Origin of the sequence: Adhaeretor mobilis (genome assembly GCF_007741515.1) — a bacterium.
Lineage (GTDB): Bacteria > Planctomycetota > Planctomycetia > Pirellulales > Lacipirellulaceae > Adhaeretor > Adhaeretor mobilis.
In genome coordinates, this window is sequence record NZ_CP036263.1 from 2,687,786 (window position 1) to 2,709,452 (window position 21,667).

Sequence of the window (21,667 nt, forward strand, 5' to 3'; positions counted from 1 at the left end):
CGTCACTTGTGGCTAATGTTTTGATCGAACTCCGAGAATTGAAACTGCCCCCAAGTCACCGGCAGCGGGGCCGTAAAGTGCAGCGGATCGTCATTCATCGGATGCGTGAACCCAAGCTCCCGTGCGTGTAGAGCTATCGGGCGATCTCGCATTTCTAGCTCAGGCGGTCCAAAGGGTTGCTCGCTGCCGTATTGAGAATCCCCCACCACTGCGTGACCACGCGAAGCGGCTTGAATGCGGATCTGGTGGGTGCGGCCTGTTTCGAGTTCGATCTCTAGCCATGTCCAGTCCGTACCGCGATGCCTCACGCGATAGTGCAGCACGGCATGCTTAGCCGCGGGGTGATCTTCAGTGACGACTTCCGCCTGGGCCATACCGTGCCGTTTGTGAAGGTAATCGGTCCAGGTACCTTCGTCGTCAGCGACTGTTCCGGCGACGCAGGCCCAGTAGGTTTTGCTGACGGTGCGCTCTTGAAACTGCTTGGCCAACTTCCGAGCGGCTCGGACGTGGCGTGTGAATGCGATAGCGCCAGACACGGGGCGATCGAGCCGGTGTACAAGTCCTACATAGATTTTCTCTTCTGCTGTTTTTTTATCACGCCGACGATAGTGGTCGGCAATCAGCAGTTCCAGGCTATCGATTCCACGGGGCGCTTGAGTCAGCAAGCCGCTGGGCTTGTTCACAATCAAACAGGGGCCATCTTCGTAGAGTATTTCTAGAGTGCTCACCGGGCCGTGTCCTCGGTGCCCGCTTCTATGGCATTAGATCCTGCGGCTGCACGACCGTATTTCTTCATGATTCGATCCACAAGCCCCGGTGCCAGACGATTGGCCGTAACGAGTAGTCGCCCTCGCCAGTTTGGGAATATCTCACGCCTGCGCCTTCGCAACGCAGTTACGATTTGCGCTGCAACCGCCTCAGGCGGTATTCCCTTCGAACTACCCCAGGGTAGTTTGGCTTGTTTCTCAAGCAGATGGTCAAAAAATGGCGTATCGGTTGTACCTGGACTCACGAGCATCACGTCGATTCCATCGCTGGCGAGTTCTGCCCGCAGTGCTTCGCTCCAGCCGCGGAGGGCGAATTTACTAGCGGAGTACTCGCTGTTGAGCGGCGCCCCGCGATGCCCGAGGATCGAACTGACATTAACGATCGCAGGAGTGCGCCCTATGCGTAGTAGCGGCACGGCCAATCGAGTGAGTTCTGCCGCGGCGAACAGATTGACCTCCATGATCTGGCGGAAAGTCTCGCTGGCATTATCTTCAAACTTACCGTGGGCGCTTACGCCTGCGTTGTTGATCAACAGATCGAGGCCACCCCAGCGTGCTTGGGCGGTAGCAATGGCTCGCTCTCGGAGCTTGGGGTCGGTCACATCGCCGACCACTAAATCAATGCTAGTCGTTGAATCGGCTTCACATTCCTCGGCTAGCTGTTCTAGCCGGTCGTGGCGGCGAGCAACCAGAATCAGGCGGGCTCGCTCTTTGGCAAGTGCGCGGGCGAGCGCGGCGCCTATTCCGCTAGACGCGCCCGTGAGAATAACCCGGCTATCAGCAATCAATCGCTGCAGCATAGCGGCCGGCTAGGCGACCTCCCCAATGGCGTCACCACCGGCCGCTTGCGGCTTAGCAGCCGTACCAGCAACGTCCGAGTTCTCCTTACCCACGCACTCATTACGCTGGCGAATCTCAATGCCCGGTGTATCCTCAAGCTGGCCCAGGTACTTCCGATCAAGGCGGCAATGTACCGTGGTGTTTTCTTCGGAATACGTTTGGCTTTTCACATCGCCAAACTTGGCGAGAAACGCCGTTGTACGGCCATCACTAACCGGTAGTACGATCTCTAGATCCAGGAAGTCGGAACTAATAGCTTCACTGACTGCTTGAGCCATCTCGGTGAGCCCCGTGCCGCCGCGCGCGCTGATTGCGACCGCATTGGGGTAGCGATTGCGAATCGCTTCCAGTGCCATTGGGCTGGCTACTTGATCGACCTTGTTGAGAACCAGTAGTGTGTCTTTCTCTTCGATCTGCAGTTCTTTCAGCACACCGTAGACGGCTGAAATTTGCTCGCTCACGGCTGGGTTGCTGGCATCGGCTACATGTATTAGCAGATCCGCCTGACGTGCCTCTTCGAGCGTGGCCTTAAAGCTGGCGATCAACCTATGAGGAAGGTTCTTGATGAACCCAACCGTGTCGCTCAGGAGCACGGGTCCCCAGCCAGGTAGTCGCCACCGACGGGTGCGCGTGTCGAGCGTGGCAAAGAGCTTGTCTTCAGCCAGCACGGTGCTGTCCGTCAGGGCGTTCATCAAGGTGCTCTTGCCGGCGTTCGTGTAACCAACCAGCGAGACGGTCATGCGGTCTTTACGAGCGCCGACTTCACGTTCTTTACGTTTGAGAATTTGGTCGAGATCGCGTTTGAGATCGCTGATGCGTTTTTCGACCAAGCGGCGGTCTGTTTCTAATTGTTTTTCACCAGGACCACGCATGCCTACGCCCATTTTCATGCGCGATAGGTGAGTCCACATGCGCTTCAAGCGTGGCAGCGAGTATTCCAATTGGGCTAGCTCGACAGCGAGGCGGGCTTCGTGCGTCTGCGCGCGGCTGGAAAAGATATCGAGGATCACCTCGGTGCGATCCAGTACCTTCACTCCAAGAGCTTCTTCCAAGTTGCGCACTTGGGCTGGCGACAGGTCGTTGTCGAATATCACCACATCGGCGTCGGTCGCCTTGACGATCAGCCCGAGGTCCTCGACCTTGCCACTCCCGAGATAAGTGGTCTTGTCAGGCGCCTGGCGATTCTGTGTGAGCCGCCCGACGATTTCCGCCCCGGCGGTTTCCACAAGCCCGCCTAGCTCCTCAAGAGGATCTTCAGTAGGCGGGTGCTCGGGCAGAAGGACGCCCACGAGAATGGCCGATTCACTTTCGACGCTTTGGTTGCGATCAATCGTAGTAGACACGAGGGTTGAGTTGCTCTCCTATCGCGAATGAAACGAACCGCCGGCAGTGTGCCGGGGCAGGTCGTTGGCAAAAGCCCTATTATAGACATACCCAGGCCGTAGAACCTAGCGGTTTGACGGATTCGGCACAGGATGCCCATGAGAGGCGCCGCAAGAGCCTGGGGTGCTAGGCTCTTATTACGCGTCACTAGGTAGGCTTCCCAACAGGACAGACAGTTCCTGTGTAGGGTTCGCGATCCTCCCTTTTGGGGTCTAGCTTCTTGGGCCTTCGCGTTCGCTATTCGGAGCTCACCAAACGTATTCGATTCCAGCGTTGAAGCCGTGGTACAGCGCGTCGCCTTGCGTATTGACGCTGTTGGTGATCAAGTCCACCGAGTCGATGTTATTCGCCACGTTCACCAGGCTGCTCATATACAGCACTTGGTAACCGGTCTTTAGCGAAACGCTTGGCCAAATATCAGCTACTAGTTGGGCACTCAGGTCGCCCACGAAGGCAACTTGGTTTCCTTCAGAGGTAGTCGAACCACCTCCAAAGTTAGTCGCGTTATTAAACTTGTAGCGGTTATTATAGATGCCTGCTTTGGAGTCGATTCCAAATCTTAGTCCCTGGCGAAGTCCAATCCACATATCTCCACCGGCTTGGGCTCCAACGAGGTCATTCTCGCTTTCCCAAGTGACTTGCCCACCGGCCGTGGTGCCAGAAGCAGTGAAAGCCAGATCTTCAGTCGTGCGAACGTAGCGGAAACCAAGCAAGTAGGTGCCGCTGAATCGTGGACGGTACCCGACCCAGTAGCGACGATAACTTAGCTCGGTGCTATGGAGTTCCGACTGGTAGTCGACCGTATGCACTTCTGCCGCGTCGAGTTCTGGAATCAGAACGGCGCTGGCGTCTGCCGAAGCGGGCGTGAACAAGAAGTCTGGGGTGGATACTCCCAGCAAAGCTAGGGTGATATCGGTGGAGACCAGCCGGTTACTTACTGCGATATCTTCCAACCCCATGTAAGTCGCTTCGAAGACCGACAGAGGGCCGAGGTCCAGTCGTCCGGCCACACGGAATCCGGGCTCGTAGTCGGTGGACATCTGGTTGAGGCTATTTAACCGAGGTGAAGCAGGTCCAATGCCCACTGCTGTGAGAGCCGGTGCATTGTTGAATCTTTCTTCGGGAAGAAGGAAAATCGCATCAACGCTGAAGTCGAAGTAGTGAGGCCCGATTTGGTCTTCACCGTATCCGCCGAAGTCGGCGTACACACCGTCTCCCATTCCTGGGCCGCAAGGCGCGCCATCTCCATAGCCACCCCCTCCGCCGTAACAGTCACCGCCCTGGCAATAGTTGGTTTGGAGAATGATCGGCTTGCCATGGGCGTCTACGAACTGGCTGCCCACTGCGGCATTCGGTCCACCCGCCAGTGGCGAGGCGGCCATCATCGGGACCTGCGGTCCCTGGCCTGGGCCGTAGCCCATGGTGCTCGGCTGTCCCGGACGTTGCCCGTGAGCCACGGTCGTGGTAGAGAAAACCAATAATGCTGCTCCAGTGAGCAGCAGCGTGCTTCGCTTCATCATCGAACCGTCCCCCGGCACTAGATTGTTGCAACGTAGGGCTCAAATAGAGCCGTACGAGGATTACTAAGTCGTTTCTTTAGCTCCCGCCTCAGCGGAGTGCCCGCTGAAGGGCAACTCTCACCACCTAGCGACTTCCTGGACCAGGGGTTCCTAGTACAGGGCAATTGCCGCCGGGAGGCAAAAAGATTGAGCTTCGGTGGATTTATCGGACCGAACCAGGGCAGAGAACCAGTATTTCCGTCATAACAATCAGTTTTCGCCGAATCCGCACCCCTTAACAGGAGTCACAAGTCAACACGCGTGACAAGTCGGCTACTGTCCGGCCCAGCGCCATGTAGGATCCCATGTAGGATCTCCGGCGACTGGGATCGGTTAGCGAATTGACACAATATTTGACGGATTTGCTACTCGTGACTAATATCGATGGTGATAATGGGCTCTTGTGCAAGCGTTGGGGCAATGAGTTATTAGATTGAGCAGCACAAGGCTCCTTTTGACAAAAATCCACAACGAAAATGCTGCCTTTCCGACTGTGGCTTCGGTTCACGAAGTTCACCCAGAGGAGCCGCAGCGTTCTCAGAATGGGCATCGTGGTGGAATGATGCTAGTTGAGGGGTGAGGTAGGTGGAGGGGAGCTCAGGCAGATAAGCCTATGTATCCTCATCCGCCGCTTTTGATTTCCCCAGAGCTTTGCTAGGCCGAAGTTCTGGTTGGGGAATCCTACTACGGAACATATTCATTTTCTTTAAGAGGTAAGTGTGTACGGTCACAATCCAAATTCGCATCGTGGGCAGTCCCCTTCCCGTCGCAACGGCAAGCGACGCCCCACCGGCGTGAGTCGCAAGCAAAAGCAGCGCCGCCTGGGCTTCGAGACACTCGAAGAACGCCGAGTCCTCTCAGCTGCTTCGGCGGTTGATGTGCAAGATCAGCTTGCCGCTGATGTGATTTCGAAGATCAACGCTGAGGTGGCCAGTTCTTTCCAAGCAGCAGCTGATCTGGATCAATACGCACAGGGTCAACTGAGCGAGGCAGAGAACTGGGTAGTACTTGCAATTGCAGGAACCACCGCTGGGCAGTTGGAAGCGGAGACAGGACTGACGGTCGTCACCGATGCGGTTGGCGTTGATGGTGGTTTCCTTGTAACGCGTGGCGATGCGGATGCATCGGGCGTGGTTGATACCCTGAGTGATTCCTCATCGGTCCGCTACTTCTATCCCGATATTGCTAAAGGCGGTCAGCAGCGAGCGCTGCCGAACGATCCCTATCTTGAGAAGCAATGGCACTTGATAAATTTTGGTCAACAGATCGGCAATCCCGACTTCCAATTTATCTACGCCACTCCCGACATAGATATCAATATCGAGGAAGCTTGGGAGTCAGGTATCACTGGTGATGGTGTCGTCATTGGAATTGTGGACGACGGGCTTCAAATCTTGCACCCCGATCTCGCTGCCAATATCGCCCCCGGACTAAGCTTCGACTTCGTTCAAAACGATACCAACCCCTCGCCCGCGCTCGTGCCGAATGGCGATGGACACGGGACCGCCGTGGGAGGTCTTGCTGCGGGGGTCGGCGACAATGGTATTGGTATCACCGGCGTGGCCTACGAAGCGAGTTTGGCCGGTTTGCGTCTCTTGGGCGGCAATCAATCGGACTTTACACAGGGGCAAGCATTATATCACTTGCCACAAGAAATCGATATTTACAACAACAGTTGGGGCCCAAGCGATGCGACTCGCCTGACGGAAGGTCCAGGACCACTGGCAACTGCGGCGTTGCGGAATTCGGTCTTCTTTGGTCGAGGCGGACTCGGCACAATTCACGTGTGGGCGTCTGGCAACGGTGGCCCTAGTAGGGACTCTTCCAACTACGACGGGTACGCCAACTCGCGGTATACGATTAGCGTGGGCGGTATTGACCACGATGGCACCGAGGCCAATCTCGACGGCACATCAACAAACTACCCGGAAATAGGACCTTCGGTTCTCGTAGTGGCACCCACAGGTTCCAACCCGCAAAACATTTTGCGCGATCGGGACGACGGCGTTGGTGGCCTGTTGGGTGCTGGCCTTACGACAACGGACCTGACTGGAGAAGCGGGTTACAACACAGTACCGGGCGCGATCATCGACGACCTGGAGACCGATAACGATTTCTTCGAGGATCTGGATTACACGACTGGTTTTAACGGCACATCAGCCTCTGCCCCAATCGTTTCGGGCGTCATTGCTCTTATGTTGGAAGCAAATCCTAATCTTTCTTACCGTGACGTGCAGCACATTCTCATCAGAAGTGCCTCGGAAGTAAATCGGACGGACGGCAGTTGGAAAGTGAACGAAATTGAAGTGTTTCGTGACCCCGAAGACACCGATGATTTTCCACTTCAGGTCACGTCGACTCCTAAGCCAGATAATCTGTTTGCGACAGGTGCCGGTTACACCGTAAGTCACGATCGAAATGCATTCGCTGAGAGTGGTTATGCCCACGGTCTGGTCAATGCATCTTTGGCAGTTGAACTGGCAAGTAATTGGCGAACTGTTGGTAACCAAGTTAGCGAACGAACTTACACAGGGGGAGGTTCCTTCCCGGTACAAGCAGGCGTAACCCTCGGCAACGATACCGGCAATATCTTCATTCCCGGTGGAGCAAACAGCCAAGAAATTGTTCCCGAGTGGTATTTAGGAACCTTTCAGCTCGGAACCGATCCGCCGGACCCCGGTGCCGACGACTTCCCCGCATCGTCACAGCGGGGCCCTTCAGCGAACCCAATCTTTGTGCCCGACACCAACTTGATGTCCGTGGAATGGGTGGAGGTATCGGTCACCTCAAGCATCGACCCCAATCTGCTACGCATCGCTTTGGTTTCACCTGATGGTACGCATTCTGAATTGAATGATTTCAGTACGCTAGGGGGGAGCAGGTCGCATCCCAATGATATGGGTACTACCCCGTTGATCCCTCCTGGTACCTCACCTGGCAATTTCAATAGCTGGACTCTCAGCACTAATCGTCACTGGGGCGAACGTTCTGATCAGATCATAGACCCGGACACCGGTGATGCTAAGTCTTGGCAGTTAGTTGTCGAGAATTACAGCGAAGCTGCGGGCGATTTTAGTTATAGCTACGCGTTTCACGGTTCGTCGATTTTAGAATCAGGCCGGATATCGGGTGCCGTTGGATTGGATGAGAATCGCGATGGCACGTTCGATAATTTCGACCGTCGGATTGAGGCTACGGACCCGTTCACCGACGAAATGATATTTGCCACCAATCCCGATCAAGAACTCTTCGCTGAAGGAGTGATCGTTTACGCAGAATTGGTCGGTGGTCTTGGCGACAACGACATTCGTGACATCTACGAACCGTTTTTCCAGACGGGTTACGACGGCAACTTCTACTTCGACCTCGCACCAGGCGAATACGAGCTGAGGATCGATACCAGTTCGCTTGATGCTGGTGTCACGATCATGGATTCGCCGCTGGGCACCTTCACTATTGACGCTGTCGGCGATCGATTAGGAGAAGGATACTTTACGCTTGATCCGGGCGTCGATTTGCCAGCTCCCGGTTTTTCGGTAAGCGGTAACGTGTTCCTAGATTCCGATGCGAATGGAACAAAAGACGGCGCCGATGTAGGTCTGGCCGACCAAATCGTCTACTTCGATGCAAATCAAAATGACGTGTATGACGCAGGACTTGATCCGGTCGATTTCACCGATGCGAATGGCGATTATTCGTTCATGCTTTCTGACTTGGTTGATGGCTTCTACGATGTTGGATTGATCATCGATGGACCTTGGGAGCATTTTGCACCGGTCAGCGGCGAGCAGTCTCTTTTCCTCACGCAATCAGATGTTGAAATCGGAGTGAACTTTGCCGTCGTAACACCGGGTACACCTGGCGGTGGCGGTGGCGGTGGTGATGGTGGCGGTGATGGTGGTGGTGATGGTGGCGGTGATGGTGGCGGTGGTGACCCCGACCCCAATGCTCCTGGTGCGATCTCTGGCATCGTGTTTGAAGACTTTAACGGCAACGGCGTTCAAGACACCACCGAAGGTGGTGTTGCGTCAGTCGTCGTTTACGTTGATGCTGATAATAGCAATACGCTTACTGCGGGAGACTCTCAGGTGACGACGGGCCTTGGCGGCGGGTTCCTTTTCCCAAGCTTGGAACCCGGCACTCACGCGATTCGTCTTGTGACTCCAGGTGGCTTTGATATTACCACGCCAACGTCCGACGAACATCTCGTGACGCTTACCGCAGGCACTGTTGACGCCGGCAATAAGTTTGGCGTTCGCAACCAGGCGTACCTTGATTGGGGCGATTTGCCTAGCGAGTTTTACCCGACCTTGAGTTCTCAGGATGGCCCGCGACACGTACTCAGCTCTACGTTTTATCTAGGTGCCCAGCGCGATGGCGAACTCGACGGCAACCCAACACTTGGAGCCGACGGGGACGATCTCACCACAACCGACGACGAGGACGGAATTGTCTTCGGCACCATCATCGCAGGCCAGACTTCGACCGTAACTGCCACAGCCAGCTTCAATGGTGGCTACTTGCAGGGCTGGATCGACTTCAATGGCGATCGCGACTTCGACGACATCGTCGATGGTGTTAGCGAGCGTGTATTTACGAACCGTCCGTTAGTTGCCGGTGCCAATATTCTGGGTGTCGAAATCCCAGATAGCGCAGTGGAACTGCTCTATGCACGATTCCGCTATGGCGAATTTGGCATCAACAGCGTGACCGGTTTTGCCGCGACAGGCGAGGTTGAGGACTACGCTCTGATGCGTGCTCCTGCGGCATTGCCACTGTCGACCGAAATGAGTTCCGACTTTGAAGAAGACGGCGATGTCGATGGGTTCGACTTCCTCATGTGGCAAGTTGGCAACACGGCAACTCCAGCACAGCATACCGATGGCGATGCTGATGGCGATGCCGATGTCGATCAAATCGATTTGGCGCTGTGGCACCAGGACTACGGGCAATCGAACCAAGGTTCCGCGTCCGTGGCAGCAGCAACGGCTCCGCTGAGTAGCGGGCCATTCCAGCCACTCGAAACATCCGTCTCAAGTAGCAGCGTGGGTGGAGGCAGCCAGTCCGTCGGCGCTCAGGGATTGGGTGCCCGCAGTATGGGTGCGAGCAGCCCTGCTGAGCAGGCACCAGCCGCGGAAGATTCTCTTGACGAGGTAACGCCCCAGCAATCTCAGGGCCGCAACTTCACATCGCTTGCTAGACGTGTTGCCGCAGAGGGTGGCCGATTCGCTCGAAAGCTGTCTGAGGAGATTCGCTCGCACGCTTCGGTTGACACGACCGTGAGCCACTCGATCGACATTGATGACCTCGGTTCAGAGCGTCGTGATGCGATCTTCGAGCGACTTGAACGCCGCACCCGTCGCCTGGCTGATCGCGAATTGATGGAAGTCGATGGGCGTGAAGAGGAATCGACACGTGAATCGCTTTTTGCCGCCCTGGCTGATGGGTTTAATTGGCGTCAGATATAGTCTAGCTGAAGAGAATGCCCTCAGTGGTATTCCGATTCTTGGTTCTAAAAACCGGGCCGCGTGACGCATCAAATCGTCACGCGGTCTTTTTTTTTGTGGACTGGATCATTCTCACGAGCGCGCCGAAGTGATTTAATTGCTTTAAGGCGTTCTGAGCCTGCTGTAGCGATCCTTTGCTGAAATAGCCCGCGAGCTACGGCTCGCCCGGTTTGTCGAGCTGCTACCGCGAGTTGGGATTTGTTCTAGCCTCAGCCATCCGTCTATAAACCTTAGGGCACGCAATGAACTATTTGATCACTGGCGGTCGTATCATCACTGCGACAGACGATTTTTTTGGCGATGTCTTAGTCGAGGGCGAAACGATCACCGCAGTCGGTCCCGCACTAGAGGCTCCTGATGGGGTCGAGCGCATTGACGCAACGGGCAAGTATGTGTTCCCAGGATTCATCGACCCGCATGTGCATGTGTACTTGCCATTCATGGGCACGCAGGCAGCCGATACGCACGAAACGGCTAGTCGCGCGGCGCTAGTGGGCGGCACGACGACATTCATAGAAATGTGCTGCCCAGCCAACAACGAGCAGCCGCTGGAAGCCTTCGAGCTGTGGCTGGAGAAAGCCCAGACGTCGTCCTGTGACTACACCTTTCACATGGGGGTGTCGCGCTTCGACCAGGAAACTCGCAAGCAGTTCGAAGAGATCGTCAAGCGGGGCGTCGCGTCGCTGAAAGTTTTTCTAGCTTATAAGGGGGCCTTCTCGCTCTCGGAAGAAGAACTGTACGAAACGCTCACGTTCGCCAAGCAGTACGGCCTAATCGTGACTGCCCACTGCGAGAATGCAGAACTGATAGCCAAGCGTCAAGCGGAACTCATCGGCCAGGGGAAAACGGGCCCCGAGTGGCATGAACCCTCGCGGCCCACTTACATCGAAGCGGAAGGCGTCGGCCGACTGATGACGTATGCCGAGACTACCGGTGCCCACGTGTATTGCGTTCACACTTCTTGCAGCGACGCACTCGAAGCCGTGCAGACCGCGCAGCTTCGCGATGTAAACGTGTGGGTGGAAGTGGTTCTACCGCATTTGGTATTCGACAGAAGTTACGCGGAACTCCCAGGCTTTGAAGGTGCGAAGTTCGTAATGTCTCCACCACTGCGCGAGGCTCGCCACCAAGAGGCGATGTGGAATGCGCTGCGTTCGCGACTCGTAAGCACCGTAGGAACCGATCACGCGCCGTTCAACTTCCAAGGCCAAAAGGAGATGGGCCGCGACGACTTCACGAAGATCCCCAACGGAATTCCTTCGATCGAGAACCGCGTTGAGGTGTTGTACTCCGAGGGAGTTGGCAAAGGGCGAATTGATCTCAATACGTTCGTCGATTCCGCCAGCACCCAGGCTGCCAAGCTATTTGGGCTCTATCCGCGTAAGGGGACAATCGCGGTGGGCAGCGATGCGGACGTTGTGATCTTTGATCCCAACGCACAGCGAGAGATCTCTCAGGCGACTCACCAAATGGCGGTCGATTACAGCGCCTTCGAAGGTTGGCAGCAGCAGGGGGGTGTGGAGCACGTGCTACTCCGCGGCACGGTAAAAGTGCGGGACGGAAAATTTGTCGGCGAGCCAGGAACCGGCGAGTTCCTGACTCGTGAGCCGACTCACTTCTAGGTTTATCGGAAAGTTCAGCTGGGCTACTGGGGGCATCGGAACAGAAACCTGTAGGGAATGTCCTCCGTGACATTCCGATGTTCTATGTTCGATGCCCTACTGAGGTGTCGCTTCCGGCTCGCCCTCTTCCGCGTGACGATAACCGCCCTTGGCCCTAAAGCCGAGGATCATCAGCAGATAACACACGGCCATAGTCGCGGGAATGAGTGCCGTGAGGCGGATGGCCATGCGACTACCATGGAGGCCAGCGGTATCAACATGTTCCGCATCTTCAGCGGCAAATTGCTGATTTGCCTGCCACCAGTCGTCTAGCTCTCGCTTTTGCTTGAAGGTGTCGGTCTCCCAAACCTCGGCTTGCTGGGCGATTTCTTTATCACGGGCTAGAGCGACTCCGCGCTGGCCCGCTTCGCTCTTGTCGAGTACTACCCCCACCTTCTGCCCATCAAGGCCTCGAATTGGCTTGAAAATCAGGAAACCATTTTCTTCGTCGGCTTGGTACCTCTGGAAAGTAGGTTCCGAAATCTCTTGTAGCTTCTCGGAGGCATAGCGATCTTGCTTATAGCCGATGCCAGGTCCGCCGAGGGCACCGGCGGAAGTCATCCCAGCAAAACCTAGCAATGCCATCGCGACAGTTGCACTTCGAGGGTACTGCTCGCCAACAACACCAAGCATCGTGGGCCACAGGAAAGTCTTACCAAGTGCATAGACGGTGACGGCCAGGAGCATGTAGCCCAAGCCTTGTGCATTGCTGATCAAGTAAAGGCCCAGAGCGCCTAAACAGGCACTTAGAAGCAGCAAACCGAGGGATGAAATTCGGTGTACGATGGGGCCAGCAAAAAATCTCAATACGAACATTAGCATGGAAGTGTAGATGAACAACATGCCCCCATACTTGGCATTGGCCAAAATGCTGCCGGTAATTTTCGAGATCCAGCTATCGGTGCCCAACTCCACGTAGCCGACCATGGCTTGTACGAGTAGCAAGAAGATAAAGAAGGGAGTGACGCAATTGACGAACATATCGCCGTAAGAGATCGTTCCCTTTTGAGCTTCCGTTTCTGGGAACTGCTCTGTTAGTGTGATGTAGCCATAGAGCAACGAAGGAATCAAGAACGTCGCCATAAGTAGTTCCCACTGGATGCTTCCCGCTAGTAAAGCGACAAGCCCACCAAGCACTAGCCCGCCGGGCCAGCCTGCGTGCAAGATGTTCAAGTAGTGCGTCTTTTCTTTGGGGTAAAGCGTCGCGACGAGTGGGTTGATGACCGCTTCGCAAATGCCGTTGCCCACTGCGAAGATGAACATCGAGCAGTACAGAATGTAGTAGGTTGCATCGCGACCAGCTGAATTGAAAATCGGTGTTGCGAAGAACAGCATCACCGCAGAAACCACGTGGCAGAACAGGGCGATGATCAGTAGCTTTTTATAGCCCAGCGCATCAATCAGAAATCCGGCGATAAGAATGATTAAACCGAAACCGAGGAGTCCGCCGCCGGTGATTGCCCCGAGTTCGGTGAAAGTAAACCCGTAGGTTTTCGACCAAACCGCGAGCAGACCGGTCCGCACGCCAAACCCAAGTCCTGCTGCGATGAGTGTAAGAAACCCAGCAATTAGTAATTTCTTGCGATTTTCGATCATGTTGTCTCCAGAAGAGGCATCGGTAGAGAATGTAGCCGACAGGGTTCTCCCACCTCAAAGCCTATGATGAGAGGCTTCAAGCACCGTGGCAGAGTTGCACCAGCGAAATGAGCAATGCTAGCTAAGCACAGTTATAACCAGTGAGCTAGACAAGCGAAACACTTAGCTAGGCCTCAAGCGATCGCTTGAGGCTTTAGAAACACTCACCCAACCTGCTTCCTGTGGCGAGCAGTGCCGATTGCATGGTCTTTGAGGGGAAAACCTCGTTTTCCCTGAGCGACCTAATCCTGGTAAACAATCGCGCTGCCGGTCCGCACACGCCGTTGATGTGGTTGGTATTGCTGACGGATTTTCACGAAATCGTTGACGATCTCCAAGAAAGAAGACACGATCTCCGGATCCCACTGGGTTCCAGCACCATCGGTAAGGATTCCTACTGCCTTTTCGTGAGGCATGCCGGCGCGATACGCGCGATCGCTGGTCATGGCGTCATAGGCATCTGCGACAGCCATGATGCGAGCGTCCAACGGAATGTCGTGGCCGCTGAGTCCGTCGGGGTAGCCAGCGCCGTCGAACCGCTCATGGTGATGCAACACTCCCGGCAACACGTAAGCCAACTGGCGAAGTTCGCACAGGATTGACCAACCATAATCGGGGTGCTCTTGGATTTCTCCAAATTCTTCGCGTGTTAGGGAACCTGCCTTGTTAAGCGTAGCATCGCTAACGCCGATTTTGCCGACATCGTGGAGCAGACCGGTGAGGTATATGCGCTCGGTGGATTCCTCATCATAACTGAGGTGCTGAGCAAGTCGCTTGGTGTAGAGAGCGACCCGTTCACTATGGCCGCAAGTGTAAGCGTCTTTGGCTTCGACCGCGGAGACTAGCGAGCGAACCACACTGACCAACAGTTGCCCTTTCTCTCGCAAGTGTTCGAGATTGGAAGCGTGTGAGGCAATCACCGAGGCAGCAGTGCTCAGCAGCGAGGCTTCCCACGTGCCAAATTCGTGCAGGCTGGCGCACAATAAGGGGGCTTTGCCATGCTGCGTGAAACCAGGGCCGCGGTTGATTGCCATGAACCAGCCAAATTGTCTGACGCTAGTTTGCACAGGGACGATCAGCAATTGTTGGGAAGTGCCCTGGGCTTCTTCTTCAGTCTGGTGGATGAGATCGTTCCGTACGAGAGGTCCGGAAGTGACCTGTGAACAGAATCTTTGCGCAAGCACATCACAAGCGTCTTGGCTGACTTGAGCATGCTCGGTATCGTCTGTCTGGCGGATGCTTGATTTGGGTTGACCGGCCTCGTCCAATTCTACAAAGCACAGGATCTCAGCACCGAGAATGCCATGCAACATTTCGAAGGACCGCGTGACCACCTCTTTAATCCCTAATGAGGTGTCACCCACAGCTAGACTATCGGCCATCGTGCGTAGAAAAGTCATTTCTTCAAAATCGTCGCCTACTTGTTGGGCGAACTGAGCGTTCTCTGATTCTAATTGCTCGGCTCTCAGTTTCTCGCGTTGGTAGTTGAGCGATAACGAGGCTAACTTGGTTATCGATTCTCTTTGGTCGCCCGAAACAGTTGTTATGGCAACCGAATGTAAATTACCGTAGGGACCTAGCAACGGCGACACGACCCACCATTGGTTAGGGTCCGACTGTTCACTCTGGATAGACTGTTCTCCAAAAGCTTTCTCAAACAGGTCGAAGCATGTCGGATGAAAAGCCATCCGAGCCGAGTGGGCTTCGTCCAGTTCACAATCGTCGGAGCTATTTGATTCAACCCATTTGCTAGCAGCAATGCGAGTCCACAGATTCCATGCGACTCCGGTAGCTGATTGCAGCTCGTGGAGCGCAACAATCGCTGGGCTGTCTTTAGAGTTAGTGGTTTCTGGCGGGGATGACAAATTCATGGGGAAATCTCTGTTCAGGAGTCGGTGTGCTAGCGTCAACTCTCCTGTGGAGTTGATCACCCAGTTAAAAGTTAGCTCGAAAAACAGCGTCAGGAACTCATGCAAGGGCAACCTGAACTTTCGACGAGGGGGTAGCCAGAGCGGCCCCTTGTGCAGGTTATAGCGATCCTTTGTCTTGTGATGAGCAACCCCTTCGATCTGATTGGGCAATAGAAGCATTTTTCGGCAAATGGTAGGCGCTTGGGGCCTTCGCTCCGCATTGTTTGAGCTACAGTTTCATGAACAGTCTCGGCTAGTCCCGAGGTAGAAATTCATTTACCCGTGGGGGATGCCTTCGCAGGCTGCTCCCAGAGTCGCGTATTAAGAACATTGGAGACAGTTGTGAACAATCGACGCGGATTTACGCTAATTGAACTCGTAGTGGTTATCCTTATCCTTGGCATTCTGGCAGGCGTAGCAGCTCCCAAGATGTTTAGCGCTTCAGCCGAAGCCACGGACAACGGATTGAGACATACCCTGAGCGTCGTTCGCGACGCCATTGAGCTCTACAGTGCCAAGAACGGCGGGGCCTCACCTCGTTTCGACACAGTCCCCAATTTCAAGGAAGACCTCAAACCTTATTTGCGTGGCAACTTCCCAACTTGCCCGGTCGGTCCTACAGCAGCTCAAGATGCGGACGTCGCATTCGCCACCGGCACGACCACTACGGGCGATGCAGCACCTACCGTCGGCTGGAAGTACAACTCCGACACGCGTGAATTTATCTGCAACAACAGCAACGCCACCGCCAGCGTCTCTACCGTTACCTACGATCAGCTGTAGAACACTGCACGAATGGAAAAAAGGACACCGTTGAGATGAGCACGGAAGAGAGCACCTTCGATACCTCCAGACGACGCTTGCTGATTGTTGACGACAACGTAGCGCTGGTTCGGGTAACTCAGTTTGCCTTCGATAGGGCTGGCTTTGCTACGCAAACCGCGGTTAACGGTGCGGATGCATTGGAGTTGGCACGTCAGGAAGTTTTCGATCTCGTCATTACCGATCAGCAGATGCCGGTCATGTCGGGAACGGAACTTTGCGCGAATCTTCGCTTGCTCGACAACTATCGCGACACGCCGATCGTCATGCTAACGGCAAAAGGATTGGAAATGGAAATTGAACGGCTGAGGGAAGAGTTCGCTGTCCAAGCGCTCTTCCCAAAGCCATTCAGTCCTTCCGCAGTTGTCAGTGCGGTCGAGAAAATGCTTGCCGTTGCTGTCTAGCCGAGGCGTTTTCTGCCTATTCATTATCCATTTTGCTTGCCAACCGAGGGAGTGCTGTGATCAGTCAACGACAACATCTCGGTCTACCCCGGCAAGTGGTGGCCTGGTACCTGTTCTTCTGCCTTGCGGCAGTTTGTTGGTTGGCGACCGGACTGCTTGATGCAGCGCACGGCGTCGTTACCAAACGCAACGCTACGGTAGCCATTGCACGATTGCATCGTTCCGTCGCTGCTATCGAAACAGCGCATCGCGCGAACGAACAGCAGCCAGACCCCTGGTCGGGTATGCAAGGCTACTTAGCTCAGTTGCGTGGCGAAGGAAGATTCGTCTATTGCTCGTTGCTAGATCTCGAAGGCAAATCGATTGCTGATACCCGCGAAGATCGTATTGGGCAGTTTGCAGTCGAGCTCGCAGGCACCCCGGTTGAAGAGGCAGGCGTTTGGGGCGTGCATGCGTTGCAGCCGTCTGGCGTCGATTTGACCGAATATCGGATTCCGCTGAATCACGGTGGCGAGCAATTCGCAACGCTTTCGGCAGCTGTTCAGTCAGACAGCTCGTTGGCATCCATAGTAGAAACCATCAGTGCGGCCCCTAGCGCGGTTGTGCTGCCTTTGCTTCTGATCGTCGTCGGGGGTGTCCTGTTGGGTCGCCTCACTCGATCCGCTGCGACAGTCGAGACTCAACTTAGCGAGATTGCCCAACTTCCGGCTGGGGAGCCTCCGGAAATGTTCACCGTACCACCGGGGGACCTTGCTGCCCTCGGTTGGAATCGCGTGGTCGGGCACTTAGACAGCGTTCTGCAACAGCGAAAGACCGGTACTCTCGATGAGCGGATTGCTGCCTTGGCATCCGGCAATTCGAACGACCAACTGGCAGAAGCACTCGGTTCACTAAGTGAAGGAATCGCGTTGACCGATATGGAGGGTCGACTGAGATTTGCTAATGCAGCCCTTGCGGCACTGCTCGACACCGATGAAAAGGCCGCGAAAGACATTGAATTTGAAAAACACTTGCTGAACTGTGTTGATCAGCTATCCGACACAGAAGTTTTCTCTGAGGAGAATGACCGTCGTCTCGTCACTACGGAAGCGACACGCGAGGTGAACGGCAAAACGCATATCCTGCGTGTGGTTCGTCAGCCTAATAGAAGCGGGCAGGAGAGCGGGCATGTGTGGACACTTCGTGATATCACCCAACAGAAGCTTGCAGAGCAGACGCGAGACCGTTTTCTCGACGCTGCCACTCATGAGCTTCGCACTCCGCTGTCCAACATCAAAGCGTACGCAGAGACTCTCGCTAGTGAAGATGAGCTAGAAGTTGAGAAACAAAAGGAGTTTTGCAACGTCATCAACAGCGAAGTCACACGGCTTTCCCGCTTCGTTGACGACTTGCTAAGCATCAGCAGCATGGAAGTCGGTTCGTTGAGTGTTGATTTACGACCCACGGAAATGGAACGCTTGTTTGAAGAAGTGTTAGACAAGGTGCGCCCGTTACTCGGTCAGAAAGGGCACACGCTTAATGTGCAACTGCCTGAGAAGCTGGGGGAAATGAAAATAGATAAAGACAAAGTGGTGGCCGTGCTTGTAAACCTACTCGGCAATGCCGCCAAGTACACGCCCCGTGGCGGACACATCGGGTTCAAGGTCAAGCGGGAAGAAGATGGGCTTCGCATCGCCGTGGAGGATACCGGTGTGGGGATTTCGGAGGCAGAAGCCAGTCAAGTGTTTGACAAATTCTTCCGCAGCGATGACCCGCGCGTCCAGGCTGAAACTGGTTCGGGCCTAGGTCTTTCACTGGCCCAAGAAGTCGCCCACATGCACGGTGGCGAGGTTACCTGTGAAAGCGTGTTGAACGAAGGAACTACCTTTACACTGCACTTGCCGGAGGGAAAGGAGGCCGCAAATGCTCGCCGTTGAGGTCCAAGGTGCCATCGATGTTATTGGTGTCGATGTTCCATTTGACAGCCATCTTGCAGAAGAATTCTCTGCGACGGTCGCTGATTGTTGCGCTGCTGGACAACCTTCGATCGTACTCGATCTACAAAAAACTCCCCTCATCGACAGTGCAGGGCTTGAAGCTTTAATCGATGCGAAGAGAAAGGCCACTGCCCGCGGTGGCGTACTGAAGTTGAGCGGCCCCAACTCACTGTGTGCAGATATTCTTCATGTTAGTGGTGTAGGCGAGCAGTTCGAGATCTTTGAAACAGTAAAGAGTTCCGTCGGGAGTTTTGCCGGATGAGCATTGCACTCCCCCCAGAGCCAGTCTCCCGCGATCTCGAAGACCTTGTGGTCTTGAGCCGGCAGGACCAAGAGCCCGTCGTGCGCGGTCCGTTAGGACAGCGCCTTATTTTGGCAAATTTGCTCGGGCACGACGAACTCGAAACCGCACTCAGTCACCAAGCCGAAAGCGGCAAGAAACTCGGCGAGACCCTGCTGGAGCTAGGGTTTGTCTCTGACGAAGAACTACTCCCATTCATCGAAGCTCAACTCGGAGTTCCCGCCGTGCGGCTTCGTGACGGCTTGCTCGATCCGGTGGCGGTACACATTCTGCCACGTTACTTGGCAGAACAGCTCAATGCGCTGGCATTGTTTCGTGTCCACGATGAGTTGATCCTGGCCACAGACGATCCACAGGATCTACACGCAATCGATCAAGTGGAAGAGGCGACCGGGCTCACGGTTCGTCCCGTGTTTGCCTTTGGTCCTTCGATTACACGCTTCATCGGCCGTGCATATGAGGAAGACTTTCAGGTTGATGCAGTCACGGCCGACCTGGACGATGCTGCGCTAGAACTGCGCAGCGACGCTTCGGACGTCGACATCGCCTCAGTGAACGAGTTGGTCGATGGCAGCCCAATCATCAACCTCGTGAACTACTTGATGCTGCAGGCCGTTCGCAAAGGGGCCAGCGATATTCACATCGAACCGGGCAGTAAGTCTGCGACAGTTCGTTTTCGCATCGATGGCCAACTGGTGGAGATGCTGCGTCCTCGCCGTGATATCTATCCGGCGATCGTTTCGCGTATCAAAGTAATGGCTAGGCTGGACATTGCCGAGCATCGCCAACCGCAAGATGGCCGGTGTCAGGTAGTGGCCGAAGGAAAAGAAGTCGATCTGCGTATTTCAACGCTGCCAACGGTCATGGGTGAAAAGGTTGTGATGCGTGTGCTCGACAAAGGGCGCCTCACCTTCGATCTCGACAAACTGGGCATCGGCTCAGGTTCGCTTAAAACTCTCAAAGGCTTGCTGAAAAAACCACATGGTCTGATGCTCGTCACGGGCCCTACTGGCAGCGGTAAAACCACAACGCTCTACTCCGCACTGGAACTAATTAAGTCAGTTCACATCAACGCAGTCACGGTAGAAGATCCGGTTGAGTACCAAGTTGAGCAAGTCAATCAAGTGCAAGTCGATACAGCCCGGGGAGTAAGTTTCGCAGCTGCCCTGCGGTCGATCCTTCGCCAAGACCCAGATGTGATCATGGTCGGCGAAATCCGCGATGCCGAGACAGCGCAGGTTGCCGTACAAGCCGCTCTCACGGGGCATTTGGTTCTCAGCACTCTGCACACGAATGATAGCGCCGGTGCGATCACACGCATGCTTGATATGGGTGTAGAGAGTTACAAGCTTGCCGCCTCGCTGGTTGGTGTAATGGCCCAGCGTCTCGTGCGTACCATTTGTCCGCAATGTCGAAGTTCGCACTACGCATCAGCAGAGTACCTAGCGTCACTGAACTACACAGGCGACACGCGTCGGAGCTTTGCCAAAGGTGAAGGTTGCCGCGAATGCTTTGATACCGGCTACCAAGGTCGAACGGGAATCTACGAAGTGCTGCCCGTCACGAGCGAATTCCGCCGCATGGTTGCCAACGATGAGAGTGTGGATGTGATTCGCAAATGGCGTGACGACCAAGGATTCGACTCCCTGTTAGACGGTGGTCTCCGTTTGGCAGGCCTTGAACAAACCAGTCTCGAAGAAGTCGCTCGTGTGGCGTTCTTTGATTAAATCAAACCTCTTGAACTACCAATACTATGTCCTCAACTGCCGCAAGCACGCCGGATTGGATGACGAGCGAGTTCGCTCGCCCGACGCAGGCTGCGCGTAGCAAATCTACGCGCTGGGGTAAGCCTCGCGTAGCGAAGGCCGATTTAGCGGATTTTCTCGACCAATTGTCAATCATGTCTCGCTCGGGCATCGACCTCGCAACGGCCTTGGAGTCACTCACGAGTCAGTGTCAGAAACCGCAATTGGCTGAAGTGCTGGAGCGTGTCAGCCAAGCAATAGTTAGCGGCACCACTCTTTCGGATGCCTTAAAACAACACCCTAGTATATTTGACAGTGCATTCGTTGCCACGGTATCTGCCGGTGAAGCCAGCGGTCGGATGTCGGAAGTGCTTACTCACCTAGCGGTCGTCTATCGCAGTGAAGTCCGTTTGCTGCGAACTATGAAATCGCTCATGACTTACCCGGTGCTGCTGTCAGCAGTTTCTTGTGGGGTCGTGGTTGCACTGGTGTTGTTCGTCTTGCCGCGTTTCGCCGGCATCTTCGAGCAGTACGACATGGTTTTGCCCGTGTTGACGCAAATGCTCATCAGCCTCGCTGACGGCCTACGAAGTCAATGGTGGCTATGGTTGCCGTTACTGGCACTGTCCGTCGGCGGAGTATATGCATGGCTATCTACCGAGGTCGGCGCCCACTGGTGGAATCGTGTTTGCGTGAAGGTTCCCATCCTCTCAGGAATTACCCAGCCGTTTTGTACCGGTCGCATCTGTCAGATGATCTCGCTGATGCTCACCAGCGGTGTGCCACTGGTTGAAGGTTTGCGGCTTACGGAGCAATCGATCAACAATCGAGAATACAAAGGCGTCTTGCGAGACATGACCGACGCGGTTGTAAATGGTCGCTCGTTGTCGAGCGTGCTCTCTGAGGCAGATATCTTCCCGCAATCGGCGCGTGATATGATTACTACCGCAGAAGGTTCTGGCAAGCTGGAGGAAGTCGCTTCGCTCTTGGGCTCTTACTACGAAGAAGAAGCAGAAGCCAAGATGCGCCAAGCGCTGCGTATTTTCGAACCGGCAATCACTGTCGTCATGGGAGCTGTCATAGCCTGCATTGTGCTGGCTGTGATGCTGCCCGTGTTTGATCTCTCCAGCATCCGAAATCACCACTAATCAGAAGAA

At 54.9% G+C, this 21,667-nt stretch carries 14 protein-coding genes; 8 read left to right on the forward strand and 6 right to left on the reverse strand.

From position 1 onward, the window contains the following. Window positions 1-2: 2 nt before the first annotated feature. The 4 genes from HG15A2_RS10595 to HG15A2_RS10610 all read right to left on the reverse strand — a co-directional run bounded on the left by HG15A2_RS10595 (window position 3) and on the right by HG15A2_RS10610 (window position 4,510). Window positions 3-728, reverse strand: coding sequence for an RluA family pseudouridine synthase (locus HG15A2_RS10595; RefSeq protein ID WP_145060218.1), 726 nt, complete (start codon window positions 726-728; stop codon window positions 3-5). Continuing rightward, entirely contained in the window at window positions 725-1,567 is an 843-nt protein-coding gene (locus HG15A2_RS10600; RefSeq protein ID WP_145060220.1) for an SDR family oxidoreductase, read from the reverse strand. The genes HG15A2_RS10595 and HG15A2_RS10600 overlap by 4 nt, the downstream gene beginning before the upstream one ends. A 9-nt stretch (window positions 1,568-1,576) precedes the next feature. Further along, on the reverse strand, window positions 1,577-2,950 hold the full coding sequence (gene hflX / locus HG15A2_RS10605) for a GTPase HflX (protein WP_145060222.1): 1,374 nt from the start codon (window positions 2,948-2,950) through the stop codon (window positions 1,577-1,579). Between the two features lie 288 nt (window positions 2,951-3,238). Further along, window positions 3,239-4,510 carry a BBP7 family outer membrane beta-barrel protein gene (locus HG15A2_RS10610; RefSeq protein ID WP_145060224.1) on the reverse strand — a complete coding sequence of 424 codons (1,272 nt, stop codon included), beginning with the start codon at window positions 4,508-4,510 and terminating at the stop codon, window positions 3,239-3,241. A 758-nt stretch (window positions 4,511-5,268) separates the two neighbouring features. On the opposite strand from HG15A2_RS10610, the gene HG15A2_RS10615 reads away from it, so the two are divergent. Both HG15A2_RS10615 and hydA read left to right on the forward strand, forming a co-directional pair. Next, window positions 5,269-10,017: a S8 family serine peptidase gene (locus tag HG15A2_RS10615; RefSeq protein ID WP_145060225.1), complete on the forward strand. Its 4,749-nt coding sequence runs from the start codon at window positions 5,269-5,271 to the stop codon at window positions 10,015-10,017. Window positions 10,018-10,298: 281 nt separating this feature from the next. Further along, entirely contained in the window at window positions 10,299-11,678 is a 1,380-nt protein-coding gene (gene hydA / locus HG15A2_RS10620) for a dihydropyrimidinase (RefSeq protein ID WP_145060226.1), read from the forward strand. A gap of 96 nt (window positions 11,679-11,774) precedes the next feature. Here the strand turns inward: hydA and HG15A2_RS10625 are convergent, their stop codons facing one another. Further along, on the reverse strand, window positions 11,775-13,313 hold the full coding sequence (locus HG15A2_RS10625; RefSeq protein WP_246117936.1) for an MFS transporter: 1,539 nt from the start codon (window positions 13,311-13,313) through the stop codon (window positions 11,775-11,777). Window positions 13,314-13,594: 281 nt separating this feature from the next. Next, complete coding sequence (locus HG15A2_RS10630; protein WP_218932481.1) at window positions 13,595-15,223, reverse strand: HD-GYP domain-containing protein; 1,629 nt, start codon at window positions 15,221-15,223, stop codon at window positions 13,595-13,597. A 381-nt stretch (window positions 15,224-15,604) separates the two neighbouring features. Between HG15A2_RS10630 and HG15A2_RS24960 the strand changes: the two genes are divergently transcribed. The 6 genes from HG15A2_RS24960 to HG15A2_RS10660 are packed head-to-tail and all read left to right on the forward strand — an operon-like array spanning window position 15,605 to window position 21,658. Further along, window positions 15,605-16,045 (forward strand): competence type IV pilus major pilin ComGC, encoded by a 441-nt coding sequence (locus HG15A2_RS24960; RefSeq protein WP_218932482.1) that lies wholly within the window; start codon window positions 15,605-15,607, stop codon window positions 16,043-16,045. Between the two features lie 35 nt (window positions 16,046-16,080). After that, the gene (locus HG15A2_RS10640; RefSeq protein WP_145060230.1) at window positions 16,081-16,488 is read left to right on the forward strand and encodes a response regulator; all 408 of its coding nucleotides are present in this window, start codon (window positions 16,081-16,083) and stop codon (window positions 16,486-16,488) included. A 56-nt stretch (window positions 16,489-16,544) separates the two neighbouring features. Continuing rightward, window positions 16,545-18,404, forward strand: coding sequence for a sensor histidine kinase (locus HG15A2_RS10645; protein ID WP_145060232.1), 1,860 nt, complete (start codon window positions 16,545-16,547; stop codon window positions 18,402-18,404). After that, on the forward strand, window positions 18,391-18,726 hold the full coding sequence (locus HG15A2_RS10650) for an STAS domain-containing protein (RefSeq protein ID WP_145060234.1): 336 nt from the start codon (window positions 18,391-18,393) through the stop codon (window positions 18,724-18,726). Before HG15A2_RS10645 ends, HG15A2_RS10650 begins: the two co-directional genes overlap by 14 nt. After that, on the forward strand, window positions 18,723-20,492 hold the full coding sequence (locus HG15A2_RS10655; protein WP_145060236.1) for a GspE/PulE family protein: 1,770 nt from the start codon (window positions 18,723-18,725) through the stop codon (window positions 20,490-20,492). The genes HG15A2_RS10650 and HG15A2_RS10655 overlap by 4 nt, the downstream gene beginning before the upstream one ends. 26 nt (window positions 20,493-20,518) lie before the next feature. Next, on the forward strand, window positions 20,519-21,658 hold the full coding sequence (locus tag HG15A2_RS10660; RefSeq protein WP_145060238.1) for a type II secretion system F family protein: 1,140 nt from the start codon (window positions 20,519-20,521) through the stop codon (window positions 21,656-21,658). Window positions 21,659-21,667 lie beyond the last annotated feature (9 nt).

Bases quoted from the DNA above. Each gene is read 5' to 3' on its own strand.
- HG15A2_RS10600 (WP_145060220.1), bottom strand. From the start codon at position 1,567: ATGCTGCAGCGATTGATTGCTGATAGCCGGGTTATTCTCACGGGCGCG.
- HG15A2_RS10610 (WP_145060224.1), bottom strand. From the start codon at position 4,510: ATGATGAAGCGAAGCACGCTGCTGCTCACTGGAGCAGCATTATTGGTT.
- hydA (WP_145060226.1), top strand. From the start codon at position 10,299: ATGAACTATTTGATCACTGGCGGTCGTATCATCACTGCGACAGACGAT.
- HG15A2_RS10625 (WP_246117936.1), bottom strand. From the start codon at position 13,313: ATGATCGAAAATCGCAAGAAATTACTAATTGCTGGGTTTCTTACACTC.
- HG15A2_RS10630 (WP_218932481.1), bottom strand. From the start codon at position 15,223: ATGAATTTGTCATCCCCGCCAGAAACCACTAACTCTAAAGACAGCCCA.
- HG15A2_RS10640 (WP_145060230.1), top strand. From the start codon at position 16,081: ATGAGCACGGAAGAGAGCACCTTCGATACCTCCAGACGACGCTTGCTG.
- HG15A2_RS10650 (WP_145060234.1), top strand. From the start codon at position 18,391: ATGCTCGCCGTTGAGGTCCAAGGTGCCATCGATGTTATTGGTGTCGAT.
- HG15A2_RS10655 (WP_145060236.1), top strand. From the start codon at position 18,723: ATGAGCATTGCACTCCCCCCAGAGCCAGTCTCCCGCGATCTCGAAGAC.
- HG15A2_RS10660 (WP_145060238.1), top strand. From the start codon at position 20,519: ATGTCCTCAACTGCCGCAAGCACGCCGGATTGGATGACGAGCGAGTTC.